Annotated in this window: 12 protein-coding genes; 8 read left to right on the top strand and 4 right to left on the bottom strand. The window is 65.5% G+C overall.

What is annotated here, in order from left to right; translation table 11 throughout:
• Nucleotides 1-477, bottom strand: a complete 477-nt coding sequence (locus CR156_RS20375; RefSeq protein WP_032977995.1) for a SixA phosphatase family protein — start codon at nt 475-477, stop codon at nt 1-3.
• A gap of 37 nt (nt 478-514) precedes the next feature.
• Entirely contained in the window at nt 515-1144 is a 630-nt protein-coding gene (locus tag CR156_RS20370; RefSeq protein WP_100554344.1) for a ParA family protein, read from the bottom strand.
• Between the two features lie 123 nt (nt 1145-1267).
• On the opposite strand from CR156_RS20370, the gene CR156_RS20365 reads away from it, so the two are divergent.
• Nucleotides 1268-2752, top strand: a complete 1485-nt coding sequence (locus tag CR156_RS20365; RefSeq protein WP_100554343.1) for an AAA family ATPase — start codon at nt 1268-1270, stop codon at nt 2750-2752.
• A gap of 566 nt (nt 2753-3318) precedes the next feature.
• On the opposite strand, the gene CR156_RS20360 is transcribed toward CR156_RS20365, so the two are convergent.
• Nucleotides 3319-3954 carry a tetratricopeptide repeat protein gene (locus tag CR156_RS20360; RefSeq protein WP_100554342.1) on the bottom strand — a complete coding sequence of 212 codons (636 nt, stop codon included), beginning with the start codon at nt 3952-3954 and terminating at the stop codon, nt 3319-3321.
• Nucleotides 3955-4125: 171 nt separating this feature from the next.
• Here CR156_RS20360 and CR156_RS20355 point away from each other — a divergent pair, with 171 nt between their 5' ends.
• From CR156_RS20355 to CR156_RS20345, 3 genes are all read left to right on the top strand, one after another.
• On the top strand, nt 4126-7812 hold the full coding sequence (locus CR156_RS20355; RefSeq protein ID WP_100554341.1) for an indolepyruvate ferredoxin oxidoreductase family protein: 3687 nt from the start codon (nt 4126-4128) through the stop codon (nt 7810-7812).
• A 154-nt stretch (nt 7813-7966) separates the two neighbouring features.
• Nucleotides 7967-8224, top strand: a complete 258-nt coding sequence (locus CR156_RS20350) for a helix-turn-helix domain-containing protein (RefSeq protein ID WP_089241740.1) — start codon at nt 7967-7969, stop codon at nt 8222-8224.
• Between the two features lie 3 nt (nt 8225-8227).
• The gene (locus CR156_RS20345; protein ID WP_100554340.1) at nt 8228-9550 is read left to right on the top strand and encodes a type II toxin-antitoxin system HipA family toxin; all 1323 of its coding nucleotides are present in this window, start codon (nt 8228-8230) and stop codon (nt 9548-9550) included.
• On the opposite strand, the gene CR156_RS20340 is transcribed toward CR156_RS20345, so the two are convergent.
• On the bottom strand, nt 9551-10165 hold the full coding sequence (locus CR156_RS20340) for a DUF938 domain-containing protein (protein ID WP_100554339.1): 615 nt from the start codon (nt 10163-10165) through the stop codon (nt 9551-9553). It abuts the gene before it with no gap.
• A 649-nt stretch (nt 10166-10814) separates the two neighbouring features.
• Here CR156_RS20340 and CR156_RS20335 point away from each other — a divergent pair.
• Genes CR156_RS20335 through CR156_RS20320 form a run of 4 tightly spaced genes read left to right on the top strand, consistent with a single transcriptional unit; the run spans nt 10815 to nt 16171 of the window.
• On the top strand, nt 10815-12446 hold the full coding sequence (locus CR156_RS20335; protein WP_165781029.1) for a TldD/PmbA family protein: 1632 nt from the start codon (nt 10815-10817) through the stop codon (nt 12444-12446).
• 27 nt (nt 12447-12473) lie between these two features.
• Nucleotides 12474-14108 carry a TldD/PmbA family protein gene (locus CR156_RS20330; protein ID WP_100554338.1) on the top strand — a complete coding sequence of 545 codons (1635 nt, stop codon included), beginning with the start codon at nt 12474-12476 and terminating at the stop codon, nt 14106-14108.
• A gap of 21 nt (nt 14109-14129) precedes the next feature.
• A complete protein-coding gene (locus CR156_RS20325) occupies nt 14130-15464 on the top strand; it encodes a TldD/PmbA family protein (protein WP_100554337.1) in 1335 nt (444 codons plus the stop codon).
• Nucleotides 15464-16171: a DUF4159 domain-containing protein gene (locus CR156_RS20320; RefSeq protein WP_025876014.1), complete on the top strand. Its 708-nt coding sequence runs from the start codon at nt 15464-15466 to the stop codon at nt 16169-16171. Before CR156_RS20325 ends, CR156_RS20320 begins: the two co-directional genes overlap by 1 nt.
• The last annotated feature ends 11 nt before the right edge of the window (nt 16172-16182 follow it).

The following is a 16182-nucleotide window of genomic DNA, read 5'->3' as shown; positions in this document are numbered from 1 at the left end:
TCACGGCCACCAGAAGGCATTCAGGCTGGCCACGCCCGGCTCGATCGTTGCCTCGCGGGCGAAACCGAGCACGGCCACGCCGCCGGGCGGCATGCCGCGGTAATCACTGCTGGTGCCATCGGTCATCAACGCCACCAGCTGCTCCAGCCCGGGGTTGTGGCCGACGATCAGCACCCGGTCCAGGTCACGGCGCTCGTCCACCAGCGCCGCCAGGGTGCCGGGGGTGGCCTCGTAGATGCGGTCTTCCAGGCGCTTTTCGACATAGCCGATGGCCGCCATCACCGCTTCCAGGGTTTCGCGGGTCCGTCGCGAGGGGGAACACAGCACGCAGTCCGGCAGCAGGTTGTTCTCCTTCAGCCACTTGCCGGCGGCTTCGGCTTCGGCGAGCCCCACCGGCGACAACGGCCGGTCGAGGTCGGCCTGGCCGGTAGTGGCAGGTTCGGCGTGGGCGTGGCGGAGCAGGATCAGTTCGCGCATTGCGGGATTCCAATAAAGGGATGGAGACCTACGGCTCTTACAGTTTCAGCCAGGACAACAGGGGTTCCCAGTCGGCCTGGTGCTCGCGCACCTGGGCGGAGCGGTAATCGAAAAGACTGCGACCCAGGCCGGTCATGACCACATAGCTCTGGCTGTCGCGCAGTTGGGCGACCACCGGATAGGGCCAGTCACCCAGCATCTGCAGGGCCTGCTGCGAGGTCTGGGTCCAGGGCTTGGTGCGGTTCAGCACCAGCCCGACCGGCAGCTTGCGGCTGTGCACGCGGGGTACCTGGGCGAGGCTGTTGAGGAAGCCAACGATGGCTTCGATGTCCAGTGCCGAGGGCAGCACCGGCACCACCACGGCATCGGCAGCGTCGAGGAAATGCGGGATATCGTCGGCCAGTGCGCCGGCCGGTGCATCGATCACCACGGTATCGGTACCGTCGGGCAGCTTCTGCACCCATTGCTTCTTGCGGTACACATCGATCGGCAGCACCGCGCTTTCCAGCCCGGCCCGGCGCTGTGCCCAGCGCGTGCTGGAGCCCTGCGGGTCGGCATCGGCGATCACCGTGGCCTTGCCTTGCAATGCCGCGTACGCGGCCAGGTGGGTGGCGATGGTGGTCTTGCCCACCCCGCCCTTGGAACCGGCCACCAGGATCGTCTTCATGCCAGCCTCGCTTCCGGGTACGTGCCCCGAGCGTACACCGCCGATGGTGACGGAAGGTAGAGCCGTGCTGAACCAGCGCCCCCGGCCTTTGCTATCGTGGCGCCCCCGAAGGACCGAACCGCCATGAGCGAACTGCAGGACCTGAGCGCACTGATCCGCGCCAACACGCCGTTGATCGTGGTCGAGACCCAGGATGAGGGTCGCATCGTCGAGCTGTTCCGGCAGACGCTGATGCATGTCTGGCGGGCCCTGCACCGCTGGTCGATCACCGAGGGCCTGCGCCGCATCGACCTGGAGCGCGAGGACGAGCCGGTCGGCCCGCCCGACGCCAGCGCCGCACTGCAGATGATCCGCCAGGCCGACCAGCGCGGGGTGTACCTGCTGCTCGATTTCCACCCCTACCTGGGCTATGCCAGCCACCAGCGCGCGCTGCGTGACCTGATCCAGCGCCGCCACAGCGAACCGCACGTACTGGTGCTGATCGGCGCCAAGGTGGAACTGCCGGCCGAACTGGAAGCGCTGGCGGTGCGCTTCAACCCGCGCCTGCCCGACGCCAATGCACTGCTGAAGATGCTGCGCGAAGAAGCCGATGCCTATGCACGCGAACACGGCGGGCGCCGGGTGGAAGTGGACAGCGAGGCGGTCAAGAAGATCCTGAAGAACCTGCAAGGCCTGAGCCTGGTCGATGCGCGGCGCATCGCGCGGCAGCTGATCTATGCCGATGGCGCGCTGCGCGACGACGACCTGCCACAGCTGGCGCGGCTGAAGTTCGAGCTGCTCAACCGCAGCGGCCACCTGTTCTTCGAGCACGACAGCGCCCGTTTCGGCGACGTGGCCGGGGCCAACCGGCTGAAGCGCTGGATCAACCAGCGTCGCGTCGCCTTCATCGCCGGCTCGGCACCGGCCGGGCTGGACCCGCCACGCGGCATGCTGCTGCTGGGCGTGCAGGGCTGCGGCAAATCGATGCTGGCCAAGGCCACCGCCGCCGGCTTTGGCGTGCCGCTGCTGCGTCTGGACGTGGGCGCGCTGTACAACAAGTACCACGGCGAGACCGAAGCCAACCTGCGCCAGGCGCTGGCCTCGGCCGAGCAGCTGGCGCCATGCGTGCTGTGGATGGATGAGATCGAAAAGGGCCTGGCCACCGGCACCGAGGATGGCGGCGTGTCGCGCCGCGTGCTCGGCTACCTGCTGACCTGGATGGCCGAGCGCAAGGCGCCGGTGTTCATCGTGGCCACCGCCAACCAGGTACACGAGCTGCCGGCCGAGCTGCTGCGCAAGGGCCGCTTCGACGAGATCTTCTTCGTCGACCTGCCCTCGGCCGATGTGCGCGTGGAACTGCTGCGGCTGCATCTGGGGCGGCGCCAGCTCAATGCCGACGACTTCGCGCTGCCGGCACTGGCAGCGGCGGCCAACGGGTTTTCCGGTGCGGAGATCGAGCAGGCGATCGTGGCGGGGCTGTATTCGGCGCATGCCGAAGGCCGGCCACTGGATACCGAGCTGCTGATGGGCGAGATACGCACGTCGCGGCCGTTGTCGGTGTTGATGGCCGAGCAGGTGGCGGCGTTGCGGGAGTGGGCGTCGGGGCGCACGGTGTCCGCGGACGACTGAGGGTTTCCTGCGAACGGCACAGCCCCTCGTGGGTGGTCGCTGAAGGCGCCAGCTGTGGGTTGGCCGGGCGGATAGGCTGCGCAGGGGTCGCTGCAAGTACGTCCATGTAAGCTCGGTCGCCGCATCCATGCGGCTCACGCCCCTGCGCAGCCTACCCGCCCGGCCACGGACAGTTTCCGTGGGCGGCCAGCCACGGAAAAGAAAAAAGAAGAGCAAAAGCAAAAGCGGTTGGCTGGCCACTTTTTGTAGCGCCGAGCCCACGCTCGGCCGCATTCCGATCAGATATCGATCATTCGATTCCAATGCATATTCATCCACGCATGGCGTGGATCTGCGTGTCGACCAAGGTCGACACCTACCAACAGCACCAGGAACCTGTCGAAGGTGGGGCACTGTGGGCTTGCGGGGTGTGAGCGCCATGGATGGCGCGACCAAGCCCCCATGGATGGGTTCACGGCGGCCCCGCAAACCCACAGTGCCCCGCCATCCCCCAGCAAACCGCTTTGGCTTTGGGCTTTGGCAGTTGCCTCTGCAGGTGCCGGGTGCAACCCGGCCGAACCCCAACCTCAGGGCCAGGCCGGTGGCACGGCCGCCCAGGCCTGCTGTACTTCGGCCAACGTCGCGCGTTCGTCATCGCGCCAGCCCGGCAACAGCTGCGCGTAACGACTGCTGTCGCGCCATTGCCCCGGCTCGGTCCGTACGGCAGCGGCGTACCACTTCACCGCCTCCTGCTGCTGTCCGGCCCGCCACAGCGCCAGCGCATAGCTCGGCGGCACCCAGCCGGGATTGCTGCGCAGGGTGCCGGCAGCGGCCTGCCACTGCTCCAGCGCGGCCAACGCCTGGCCCTGCCGCAACAGGTCCCAGCCATAGTTCCAGCGTACGCTGCGGCCCAGCGCGCTCTGCACCGGCGCTTCGGCCAACGCCTCGCGATAGAGCTTGTCGCCCAGTTCCGCGCGCCCCTGCGCAATGGCCACCGACGCCAGCTGCGCCGTAGCTTCCAGCCCCTTGCGGCCACGCTCGCGGTGCTTCAGCAGCTGTGCCACCAGGTCTTCGCCTTCACCCTGCACCACTATGATCGGCGCGGCGGCGGCGTCGCTGTCGAAATAGAACTCCTGCGGTGCCGGCAATGCCGGCGCGGCCCACGCAGTGGCCGCTCCCGAGACCAGCAACACGCCGGCCAGGAACTGTCCTGCAACTGACATCCAGATTCCCCCAAGGTTGAAACACCAACCCTCCCTCTCTCACCCCGATCCTAACCCCAGCACGTCCTTGGCGCGAGTGCCGGGGCTTTTGCCCCCCACTGTTACAATTCGCGCCTTTCCCGCCGCGTGTACCTGCGCGGCCGGTGCCAGCCGATCCTGACCAGGCCAGCCATGACCAGTACCGCGCAACTCACCTCACCCGCCTCCGCCGACCTGCTCGACCGTGATTACACGCTCGACCACAAGTACACCCGCAACGAAGGACGGATCTACCTGAGTGGCGTGCAGGCGCTGGTGCGGCTGCCGCTGATGCAGCGCCTGCGCGACGAAGCCACCGGCATCGACAGCGCCGGTTTCATCAGCGGTTATCGTGGCAGCCCGCTGGGCGGCTTCGACCTGGAGCTGTGGCGAGCGCGCAAGCACCTGGAAGCGGCCAAGGTGAAGTTCACCCCCGGCCTCAACGAGGACCTGGGCGCGACCATGGTGTGGGGCACCCAGCAGACCAACCTGTTCCCCGGCGCCAACGTGCAGGGCGTGTTCGGCATGTGGTACGGCAAGGGCCCGGGCGTGGACCGCTGCGGCGACGTGTTCAAGCACGCCAATGCCGCCGGCGCCTCGCGCCATGGCGGCGTGCTGGCACTGGCTGCCGATGACCACGCCTGCCGCAGCTCGACGTTGCCGCATGGCAGCGAAGACGAATTCGTCAGCGCGATGATGCCGGTGCTGAACCCGGCCGGCGTGCAGGACATCCTCGACATGGGCCTGCTCGGCTGGGCGATGAGCCGTTACACCGGGCGCTGGGTCGGTTTCAAGACGATCGCCGAGACGGTGGAATCGTCGGCCTCGGTCGAGGTCGATCCACTGGCTCGGCGCATCGTGCTGCCGGAGGACTTCGACATGCCTGTCGGTGGCCTCAACATCCGCTGGCCCGATCCGCCGCTGGACCAGGAGATGCGCCTGCACCGCTACGCGGTGAAAGCCGCGCAGGCCTTCGCACGTGCCAACGGCATCGACAAGGTGGTGATGGATGCACCGCGTGCGCGGCTGGGCATCGTCACCACCGGCAAGAGCTACCTGGACGTGCTGCAGGCGCTGGAATACCTGGGCCTGGACGAGCAGGCCTGCGCCGACATCGGCATCCGCGTGTACAAGGTCGGCATGACCTGGCCGCTGGAACCGGAAGGCATTGCACGCTTCGCGCAGGGCCTGGAAGACATCATCGTGGTGGAGGAGAAGCGTGCCTTCATCGAGCGCCAGATGAAGGAGCAGTTCTTCAACTGGCCGGCCAGCTGGGGCCAGCGCCCGTCCATCGTCGGCAAGTACGACGAGGCCGGCGAGTGGATCCTGCCGTCCACCGGCGAACTGACCCCGGCCACCATCGCCGGCGTGATCGGTCGCCGCATCCAGAAGTTCTTCAACAACGACTCCATCGAGCAGCGCCTGCAGTGGATGCAGGAAAAGGAAGCCGAGCTTGCGTTGCCACGCGCCAGCTTCCCGCGCGTACCGCACTACTGCTCCGGCTGCCCACACAACACCTCCACCACCGTGCCTGAAGGTTCGCGCGCGCTGGCCGGCATCGGTTGCCATTACATGGTGACCTGGATGGACCGCAGCACCGACACCTTCACCCACATGGGTGGCGAAGGCGTGACGTGGGCCGGGCAGGCCGCGTTCACCGATACCCAGCACGTGTTCCAGAACCTGGGCGACGGCACCTATTTCCACAGCGGATCGCTGGCGATCCGCCAGGCGATCGCGGCAGGCGTCAACATCACCTACAAGATCCTCTACAACGACGCGGTGGCGATGACCGGCGGGCAGCCGGTGGACGGTCCGCTGAGCGTGCCGGACATCGCAAAGCAGATGCGTGCCGAGGGCATCCACACCATCATGGTGCTGTCGGACAACATCACCAAGTGGACGCGCCAGCGCGAGCATTTCCCCAGCGACGTGGAGTTCCATGACCGCAGCGAGCTGGACGCGGTGCAGAAGCGCCTGCGCGAAGTGAAGGGTGTTTCGATCCTGATCTACGAACAGACCTGCGCCACCGAGAAGCGCCGTCGCCGCAAGCGCGGCAAGCTGGAAGATCCGCAGAAGCGGGTGATGATCAATTCGCTGGTCTGCGAAGGCTGTGGCGACTGCGGCAAGAAGAGCTTCTGCGTGTCGGTGCTGCCAAAGGAAACCGAGTTCGGGCGCAAGCGCGACATCGACCAGTCCAACTGCAACAAGGACTATTCCTGCGTCAACGGCTTCTGCCCGAGCTTCGTCACCGTGCACGGTGGCCAGCCGCGCAAGGGCAGCAAGCGCGATGCCTCCACGCTGCTGGACAACCTGCCGGCACCGGTGGTGCGCGGCACCTTGGAGCAGCCCTGGAACATCCTGATCACCGGCGTTGGCGGCACCGGCGTGGTGACCATCGGCGCCCTGCTGGGCATGGCCGGTCACCTTGAGGGCAAGGGCGCCTCGGTGCTCGACCAGACCGGCCTGGCGCAGAAGGGTGGCGCGGTGACCACGCACATCCGCATCGCCCGTCGCCCCGAGGATATCCACGCCGTGCGCATTGCCGCTGGCGAAGCCGACCTGGTGCTGGGCTGCGACATGGTGGTGGTGAACGACTATTGGGCACTGTCGAAGGTGCGTGCCGGCCGTTCGCAGGTGGTGCTCAACACCTATGAAGCGATGCCGGGCACATTCACCACGCGACCGGACATGCAGTTCCCCGCCGCCGATATCATCGCCGGCGTGCGCGTGGCTTTGGGTGGCGAAGAGCCGCTGCTGCTGGACGCAACCCAGCTGGCTACCGCATTGCTCGGTGATGCGATTGCCGCCAACCTGTTCATCCTCGGCTACGCTTGGCAGCAGGGCCTGGTGCCGCTGTCGTTCGAGTCGTTGATGCGTGCCATCGAACTCAACGGCGCGGCCGTGGCGATGAACCAGCAGGCCTTCGCCTGGGGCCGCCTGGCCGCGGTCGATCCGCAGGCCGTGCAGCAGGCGGCAGGCGTGGTGCGCAACCGCCATACCGACACCGAAAATACCCCAGGCCCGCTGCATGCACTGCCGCCGGGCGAATGGGAAGGCAACGAGTGGGGCGCTACCGCCGCACCGCGCAACACCGGCGACGAGCGCGAGCTGCGTGGGTTGCCGACCCATGGTGGCGATGTCGCCTTCCTGCCGTTGGACGACGCGCGCCTGTCGCGCTCGCTGGACGAGATGATCGAGCGCCGCTCGGCATTCCTGACCGACTACCAGGATACCGCCTACGCCAACCGCTACCGCACGCTGGTCGAACGCGTGCGCGCGACCGAAGCCGAGCGCATCGGTGGGTCCACCGCATTGACCGAAACCGTGGCCCGCTACCTGTTCAAGCTGATGGCGTACAAGGACGAGTACGAAGTGGCCCGCCTTTACACCAGCGGCGATTTCCAGCGCCGCCTGCAGCAGCAGTTCGAGGGCGATTACCAGCTGCGCTTCCATCTGGCACCGCCGCTGTTCGCGAAGAAGGACGAGCAGGGCCGGCTGCTGAAGAAGGAATACGGCCCGTGGATGTTCAAGGCGTTCGGCCTGCTCGCGAAGCTGAAGTTCCTGCGTGGCGGCCGCCTGGATGTGTTTGGCCGCACCGAGGAACGCCGCATGGAGCGCCAGCTGATCACCGATTACGAGGCGACCGTGCAGGTGCTGCTGGACGGCCTGGATGATGACCGCCTGGCGCTGGCGGTGGAGATCGCCAGCGTGCCCGAGCACATCCGCGGCTTCGGCCACGTCAAGGAAGCCCATTTCGAGAAGGCCAAGGCCCGCGAAGCGGTGCTGCTGGCGCAGTGGCGCAACCCGAAGGCACTGCATATCGTGCAGGTGGCGTAGTAGCACACCGCAAAAAGAAACCTATTGATTGCCTTTTGAGAATGCAATCAATAGGTTGCCTGTGCCGCAGGAAAGAGATAGGTTGCGTGTCGTAAAGCAACCTATCCTTTGCGTACGTGATGGCGTACGGTCATCTTTCCCGAGGACTGCCGGTATGGACAGGCCGCCGCATACGGTGAGAACACCGCAGCAACTTGCGCCGCTGATGCGCGCGTTCAGACGCCAGGCCGGGCTGAGTCAAGCACAGCTTGCCGAGCGACTGGGCATCTCCCGCCAGGCAGTCGGCGCATTGGAACGCGATCCAGCGTCTGCCAGCTTCGAGCGATTGATGCGAGTCTGGGCCGTGTTGGGCCTGGAAATCAGCCTGCAGCAGCGAAGTCCCCGGGAAAACACGTCGACTTCGGAGTGGTAAGCCATGGGTACGTTGCGGGTCTGGATGAATGGTGTCGAGGTAGCGCTCTGGGATGATGCGCGGAACCGGGCATCCCGCCTTTCCTACATCAGCCAATGGATTGGTTCGACGCAGTCGCGACCGCTGTCCCTTTCGCTCCCCCTGCTGCCCGACGGTGAAAGCCATCAAGGTCAGGTCGTCAACGACTACTTCGACAATCTTCTCCCCGATAACGTCACCATCCGCAACCGGATCCGCGACCGGTTCGCCACGCGCAGCAGCAATACGTTCGATCTGCTTGAAGCCATTGGCCGGGATTGTGTGGGCGCGGTGCAGCTGTTGCCACATTCGCGCACACCGGATGCCATCCAGCGGATAACGTTCGAACCATTGAATGACTCAGGCGTCGCTGAAGTCCTGCGCCAGGTCACAACAAGTGCATTGCCTGGCACTTCTTCCAGCGACGATGCGTTCCGCATTTCCATCGCTGGAGCGCAGGAAAAGACCGGCCTGCTGCTGCACGATGGTCAATGGTGCATTCCTACCGGAAGTACGCCGTCCACGCACATCTTCAAGCTGCCGTTGGGTATCGTCGGCAACATGCGTGCGGACATGCACCAGTCCGTGGAGAACGAGTGGCTGTGCATGCACCTGCTGGCAGCCTTTGGTATTCCCGTCGCGGATACGCAGATGGGGCGTTTTGAAGATCAAGGTGCACTGATCGTCGAACGTTTCGACCGGCGACTGGCCGCGGATCGCACGTGGTGGCTTCGCTTGCCGCAGGAAGATATGTGTCAGGTCTTTGGCCTCCCCGCTGCCCGAAAGTACGAATCCGATGGCGGCCCCGGCATCGTGGCCATCATGGATCTGCTTCGGCAATCCGAGCAGCCTGAGGATCGAGCAACCTTCTTCAAGACGCAGATCCTGTTCTGGATGCTTGCCGCGACCGACGGCCACGCAAAGAACTTCAGCGTCCACATCGACGCGGGTGGGCGCTTCCGTCTGACTCCTGTCTACGACGTGCTGTCGGTATATCCCATCCTCGGCCGGGGGCCCAATCAACTCGATCCGCACAACGCGCAGCTTGCCATGGCGGTAGAGGGCAAGAACCGCCATCGAAAACTGCATCTTGTGCGACGCCGGCACTGGAACGAAACCGCACGCGCCTGTGGCGTAGCCGATGGCGCAGAACCATGGATCGAGACATTGCTGGAGACCGTGGAACCTGCCATCGAACAGGTCACACGCCAGCTTCCAAGCGGCTTCCCTTCGACCGTGTCCGAACCTGTTTTCAAGGGACTGCGTGCTGCGGCGACCCGCCTTTCCAGCATGGCCCCCGACGCCTGATCACCCCAGGCGCCACAACAACACTCGGTTGTTGGCCGGCATGGCCAGATCACCCAACCGGGTGAATCCGTTGTCCGCCGCCAGCGCCTGCACGGCTTCGGCATCACGGATGCCGCTACGCGGATCACGCGCTTTCAGCCAGCCATCGAATTGCGCGTTACTGTCGCTGCTGTAACGGCCGCCGTAATTGAAGGGGCCATACACCGCCAGCAGCGCGCCATGGCGCAGCAGGGGTGGAAGTGCGGCAAACAGGGCCTGCACGTGTTCCCAGCTCATGATGTGCAGGGTGTTGGCAGTGAATGCAGCATCGAACGTGCTGCCTTCCGGCAGGCTCAGGCCGGTCGCCGGTGGCAGCTCGACCTGCAGCGCCACCGGCGGCAGCAGGTTCAACAGCGCCGCCTCCGCGCGCCAGGCCTCGATCCCTTGAAGATGATCCGGATGGTCGCTGGGCTGCCAGCGCAGCCATGGCCAGCGCTCGGCGAAGAAGGCCGCATGCTGGCCGGTACCACTGCCGATCTCCAGCACCCGGTGGCGGTCGCCCATCCACGGGTCGAGCGCAGCGGCGATGGGTTCGCGATTGCGCTCGCAGGCTTCTGAATACGGCTTGCTCGACATCGAGACGGCGTCCAGGCGGGGTCGACTCATTGTGCACGAGGGGGTTACTGAGCAGGGCTGCGCCCTGCACCCGCAGAGGCAACGGCAACGGCCGAAGCAACAGCCCAAGCAACAGCAAAAGCTGGTTTCCTGTGGGTTGGCGGGGTGGGTCCGGTTGAGGGGGACGCCGTAAACCCATCCATGGGGGCTTGGTCGCGGCATCCATGCCGCTCACACCCCCTCAACCGGACCCACCCCGCCTTCGACAAATTTTCGCGATCTGTCGGAAGGGATCTGACCCCGGATTCATTTCGATATCTGGCAGATGTGTCGACCAAGGTCGACACCTACCAACAGCCGCAGGAATCTGTCAGAGGCGGGGCGGTGTCGGATTGCGGGGTGTCCGCGGCATGGATGCCGCGGCCAAGCCCCCAGGGATGGGTTTACGGCGTCCCCGCAATCCGACACCACCCCGCCAACCCACGGATAGCCAGCTTCTGCCGTTGACGTTGACGTTGATTCGGCAGGTGCAGGGCTGCAAGCCCTGCCGAAACCCACCCCTACCATGACTGCAGTCACTTGCCCGAATGGCCGCCGCTGGCGAAAGTCGAGGAGTTGACGTGATCGGATCGGTCCTTTGCCGGCCGCACGGAAGTGAGAGAGAGACGCAGTGCAACGACGTGAGTTCCTGGCATTTTCCGGTCTGGGCCTGGCGGGCCTGGTCCTGCCGCATTCGCGGCTGATCGCCGCCGAGCAGTTGCTGGCCCCGGTCGACCCGGCCAAGCGCCGACGCCTGGCCGAGGTCGCCCTTGCCGCCGCGCGCGCGGCCAAGGCCAGCTACTGCGACGTGCGCATCGGTCGCTACCTCAACCAGTCGGTGATCACCCGCGAACACCAGGTCGGCAACGTGACCAACCGCGAGTCGTCCGGTGTGGGCGTGCGGGTGATCGTCAACGGTGCCTGGGGTTTCGCCGCCACCCACCAGCAGACCGAAGCGGCGGTGCGCACCGCCGTCGAGCAGGCCACGGCCATTGCCCGCGCCAATGCCAGCATCCAGACCCGGCCGGTGCAGCTGGCGCCCACTCCCTCGGTAGGCGAGGTGCGTTGGCAGACACCGATCCGCCGCAATGCGATGGAAGTGCCGATTCAGGACAAGGTCGAACTGCTGCTGGCACTCAATGCGGCCGCGCTGAATGCGGGCGCTGACTACATCAATTCCACCCTGTTCCTGGTCAACGAGCAGAAGTACTTCGCTTCCAGCGACGGCTCGTTCATCGACCAGGACATCCACCGCATCTGGCTGCCGTTCACCGCCACCGCCATCGACAAGGCCAGCGGCAAGTTCCGCACCCGCGCCGGCCTGTCCTCGCCGATGGGCATGGGCTACGAATTCCTCGACGGGGACGCGCGTGGCAAGGTGCAGCTGCCCGGTGGCATCACCGCCTATCGCGATTCCTACGACCCGGTCGAGGACGCCATCGCCGCCGCCCGCCAGGCGCGCGAGAAGCTGAAGGCGCCCTCGGTGAAACCCGGCAAGTACGACCTGGTGCTGGATCCGTCCAACCTGTTCCTGACCATCCACGAGAACGTCGGCCATCCGCTGGAGCTGGACCGCGTGCTCGGCTACGAAGCCAACTACGCCGGCACCAGCTTCGCCACCCTGGACAAGCGCGATGCCGGTTTCCGCTGGGGCAGCGACATCGTCACCTTCTTCGCCGACAAGACCCAGCCGGGCAGCCTTGGTGCGGTCGGCTACGACGACGAAGGGGTGAAGACCCAGCGCTGGGACCTGGTGCGCGACGGCATCCTGGTCGACTACCAGGCTACCCGCGATGAGGCGCACATCCTGGGCCGCGACGCCTCGCATGGCTGCAGCTATGCCGACTCGTGGTCCAGCGTGCAGTTCCAGCGCATGGCCAATGTCTCGCTGGCACCGGGCAGGAAACCGCTCAGCGTCGAAGACATGGTCAAGGACGTGGAGAACGGCATCTACATCCACGGCCGTGGCTCCTATTCCATCGACCAGCAGCGCTACAACGCGCAGTTCGGCGGCCAGCTGTACTACCAGATCAAGAACGGAAAGATCACCGGCATGGTCGAGGATGCGGCCTACCAGATCCGCACGCCGGAGTTCTGGAACGCCTGCACCGCCATCTGCGATGAACGCGATTTCCGCCTCGGCGGTTCGTTCTTCGACGGCAAGGGCCAGCCCGGCCAGGTGTCAGCGGTCTCGCATGGTTCGTCCACCACCCGTTTCAACGGCATCAACATCATCAACACCGCGCGCAGTCTCGGCGCTTGAGCCACCCGTCCTTCATGGAGAGCAGCCTTGCACAGACGTGACTTCCTGGCCCTGACCGGGCTTACCGCTGGCGGCCTGATCGTGCCGTCGTTCTTCGGCAAGGCGATCGCCGCCGAGCACCTGCAGTCCAGCCTCGACCCTGCGCTGAAAAAACGCCTGGCCGACGCCGCCCTGCAGGCCGCACGCAGCGCCGGCGCCACCTACTGCGACGTGCGCATCGGCCGCTACCTGCGGCAGTTCGTGATCACCCGCGAAGACAAGGTGCAGAACGTGGTCAACACCGAGTCCACCGGTGTGGGCATCCGCGTGATCGTCAACGGCGCCTGGGGCTTTGCCGCCACCAATGCACTCAGCACCGCCGACGTGGCTCGTGCGGCACAGCAGGCGGCGGCGATCGCCAAGGCCAACGCGGGCGTGCAGACCGCGCCGGTGCAGCTGGCCAAGGCGCCGGGCGTGGGCGAGGTCAGCTGGAAGACGCCGATCCGCAAGAATGCGATGGAGGTACCGATCAAGGAGAAGGTCGACCTGCTGCTGGACGTCAACGCCGCGGCGATGGGCGCCGGCGCCAGCTTCGTCAATTCGATGCTGTTCCTGGTGAACGAGCAGAAGTACTTCGCCTCCACCGACGGCTCCTACATCGACCAGGACGTGCACCGCATCTGGGCACCGATGACGATCACCGCCATCGACAAGGCCAGCGGCAAGTTCCGCACCCGCGAAGGCCTGTCCGCGCCGATGGGCCTGGGCTACGAGTACCTGGATGGCGCCGCTGCCGGCAAGGTGCTGACGCCCAATGGCGTGGTCAACTACGGTTCGTCCTACGACATGAAGGAAGATGCCATCGCGGCGGCCAAGCAGGCGCAGGAGAAGCTGAAGGCGCCGTCGGTGAAGCCTGGCAAGTACGACCTGATCCTGGATCCGTCGCATACCTGGCTGACCATCCACGAGTCGATCGGCCACCCGCTGGAACTGGACCGCGTGCTCGGCTACGAAGCCAACTACGCCGGCACCAGCTTCGCCACCCTGGACAAGCGTGAGCAGCATTTCCAGTACGGCAGCGAGCACGTCAACATCTTCGCCGACAAGACCCAGCCGGGCAGCCTCGGCGCGGTGGCGTACGACGACGAAGGCGTGAAGTGCAAGCGCTGGGACCTGATCAGCAACGGCAAGCTGGTGGACTACCAGACCATCCGCGACCAGGCCCACATCCTCGGCAAGACCGAATCCGATGGCTGCTGCTACGCCGACTCGTGGTCCAGCGTGCAGTTCCAGCGCATGGCCAACGTGTCGATGGCGCCGGGCAAGTCGCCGCTGAGCGTGTCGGACATGATCAAGGACGTGGAGAACGGCATCTACATCATCGGTGACGGTTCGTTCTCGATCGACCAGCAGCGCTACAACGCGCAGTTCGGCGGCCAGCTGTTCTACGAGATCAAGAACGGAAAGATCACCCGCATGCTTGAAGACGTGGCCTACCAGATCCGCACGCCGGAGTTCTGGAACGCCTGCAGCGCCGTCGCCGACGAGCGCGATTACCGCCTGGGCGGTTCGTTCTTCGACGGCAAGGGCCAGCCCGGCCAGGTCTCGGCGGTCTCGCACGGGTCTTCGACCGCGCGCTTCAACGGCATCAACGTCATCAACACCGCACGCAGCCTCGGCTGACCGGTCAGGAGCCCTTACACCATGAGTATCTTCACCGAAGCCCAGGCCAAGGCCATCCTCGACAAGGTCATCGCCCTGTCCAAGGCCGATGAGTGCACCGCCGTACTGGCGGGGTCGATCAACGGCAACATCCGTTTCGCCCTGAACAACGTGTCCACCAGTGGCATCGTCGACAACACCGAACTGGCCGTTACCGTGGCTTTCGGCAAGCGCGTGGGTACCGCTTCGATCAACGAGTTCGACGACGCCGCGCTGCAGCGCGTGGTCCGTCGCGCCGAAGACCTGGCCCGCCTTGCCCCGGAGAACCCGGAGTTCATGCCGGCCATCGGCAAGCAGAGCTACCGCGCCAGCCCGACCTTCAGCGAATCCACTGCCGCCATCGATCCGGCCTTCCGTGCCAAGGTCGCCGCCGATTCGATCGCGCCGTGCCGTGGCAACGGGCTGATCGCCGCCGGCTTCCTGGAAGACGGCCAGGGCTTCTACGCCACGGCCAACAGCAACGGCAACTTCGGTTACCAGCGCAGCACCAACTTCGACTACACCTGCACCGTGCGCACCGAAGACGGCCGTGGCTCGGGCTGGGTGGGTCGCAACCTGAAGGACGCGGCCGACTTCAAGGCCGACCAGGACATCCGCATCGCGATGCGCAAGGCGACCGAGTCGCAGGAAGCCAAGGCGCTGGAACCCGGCAAGTACACGGTGATCCTGGAACCGGCGGCGGCCGCGGGCCTGATCAGCTTCATGATGAACTTCTTCAGTGCTCGCTCGGCTGACGAAGGCCGCAGCTTCCTGTCGAAGAAGGGCGGCGGCAACAAGCTGGGCGAGCAGGTCTACGATCCGCGCGTGAACATGCACGCCGACCCGTGGCATCCGGATGCGCCGGTGCTGCCGTGGGATGGCGAAGGCATGCCGCGCGAGCGCATCGCCATCATCGAGAACGGCAAGGTCGCCAACCTCGACTACTCGCGCTTCTGGGCACAGAAGCAGGGCAAGACCGCCAAGGCCACGCCCGGCAACCTGCTGATGAGTGGTGGCGAGAAGAACACCGCCGAGCTGGTGCGCGGCACCCAGAAGGGCATCCTGGTCACCCGCACCTGGTACATCCGCATGGTCGACCCGCAGACCGTGCTGCTGACCGGCCTGACCCGCGATGGCACCTTCTACATCGAGAACGGACAGATCAAGCACCCGGTGAAGAATTTCCGCTTCAACGAGTCGCCGGTGATCATGCTCAACAACATCGAAGAGCTGGGCAAGCCGGTGCGCGTGGCCGGTGACGAATCCAGCTTCGTGATGATGATTCCGCCGATGAAGCTGCGCGATTTCACCTTTACGTCGTTGTCCGACGCGGTCTGATGGATCGCCGGGCCTGCCTGCGCTGGTTGGCCGCTGCCGCTTCGGCGGCGGCGCTGCCGGCATGGGCACAGGCAGGCCCGCGCAGTTCGCGCTACGACTTCTGGTTCACCCGCCTGCAGTACGACTCCGGTGACTGGGACGTGGACGCGCGCATGCCGTCCAACCTGATCACCTCGCTGATCGACTACACCTCCCTGCGGGTGGACCCGCAGGAACGCGTGGTGGCGTTGGCCGACCCGCGCATGCTGGAGGCGCCATTCTGCTACCTGGCCGGGCACACCCTGGTCGAGTTCAACGCCGCCGAACGGCAGAACTTCGTGCGCTACGTGCGCAATGGTGGCTTTGTTTTCGTCGATGACTGCAACCACGATATCGATGGCCTGTTTGCCACCTCGTTCGAAGCGCAGATGGGCCGGCTGTTCGGGCCGAAGGCGCTGCAGAAGCTGCCCAACAGCCACGCGCTGTACCGCAGCTTCTTCCGCTTCCCCGACGGCCCTCCCGCAACCAGCTTCGAGCTCAACGGGTGGGGCGATGACCTGGTGCACGACTACCTGAAAGGCATCGAAGTCGACGGTCGGCTGGGGCTGCTCTACAGCAACAAGGACTACGGCTGCGAGTGGGACTACGACTGGCGCAACAAGCGTTTCCTGGCCGAAGACAACACCCGCTTCGGCGTCAACATCGTGATGTATGCATTGAACAATTGAACGGACCACGC

The sequence above is a fragment of the Stenotrophomonas lactitubi genome (assembly GCF_002803515.1).
In the GTDB taxonomy this organism is placed as follows: Bacteria; Pseudomonadota; Gammaproteobacteria; order Xanthomonadales; family Xanthomonadaceae; genus Stenotrophomonas; species Stenotrophomonas lactitubi.
Note: the sequence above shows the minus strand (reverse complement) of the source record. Positions and strands in the feature narration are given on the sequence as shown.

Bases quoted from the DNA above. Each gene is read 5' to 3' on its own strand.
- CR156_RS20370 (WP_100554344.1), bottom strand. From the start codon at position 1,144: ATGAAGACGATCCTGGTGGCCGGTTCCAAGGGCGGGGTGGGCAAGACC.
- CR156_RS20325 (WP_100554337.1), top strand. From the start codon at position 14,130: ATGAGTATCTTCACCGAAGCCCAGGCCAAGGCCATCCTCGACAAGGTC.
- CR156_RS20375 (WP_032977995.1), bottom strand. From the start codon at position 477: ATGCGCGAACTGATCCTGCTCCGCCACGCCCACGCCGAACCTGCCACT.
- CR156_RS20345 (WP_100554340.1), top strand. From the start codon at position 8,228: ATGGGTACGTTGCGGGTCTGGATGAATGGTGTCGAGGTAGCGCTCTGG.
- CR156_RS20365 (WP_100554343.1), top strand. From the start codon at position 1,268: ATGAGCGAACTGCAGGACCTGAGCGCACTGATCCGCGCCAACACGCCG.
- CR156_RS20320 (WP_025876014.1), top strand. From the start codon at position 15,464: ATGGATCGCCGGGCCTGCCTGCGCTGGTTGGCCGCTGCCGCTTCGGCG.
- CR156_RS20350 (WP_089241740.1), top strand. From the start codon at position 7,967: ATGGACAGGCCGCCGCATACGGTGAGAACACCGCAGCAACTTGCGCCG.
- CR156_RS20355 (WP_100554341.1), top strand. From the start codon at position 4,126: ATGACCAGTACCGCGCAACTCACCTCACCCGCCTCCGCCGACCTGCTC.
- CR156_RS20360 (WP_100554342.1), bottom strand. From the start codon at position 3,954: ATGTCAGTTGCAGGACAGTTCCTGGCCGGCGTGTTGCTGGTCTCGGGA.
- CR156_RS20340 (WP_100554339.1), bottom strand. From the start codon at position 10,165: ATGTCGAGCAAGCCGTATTCAGAAGCCTGCGAGCGCAATCGCGAACCC.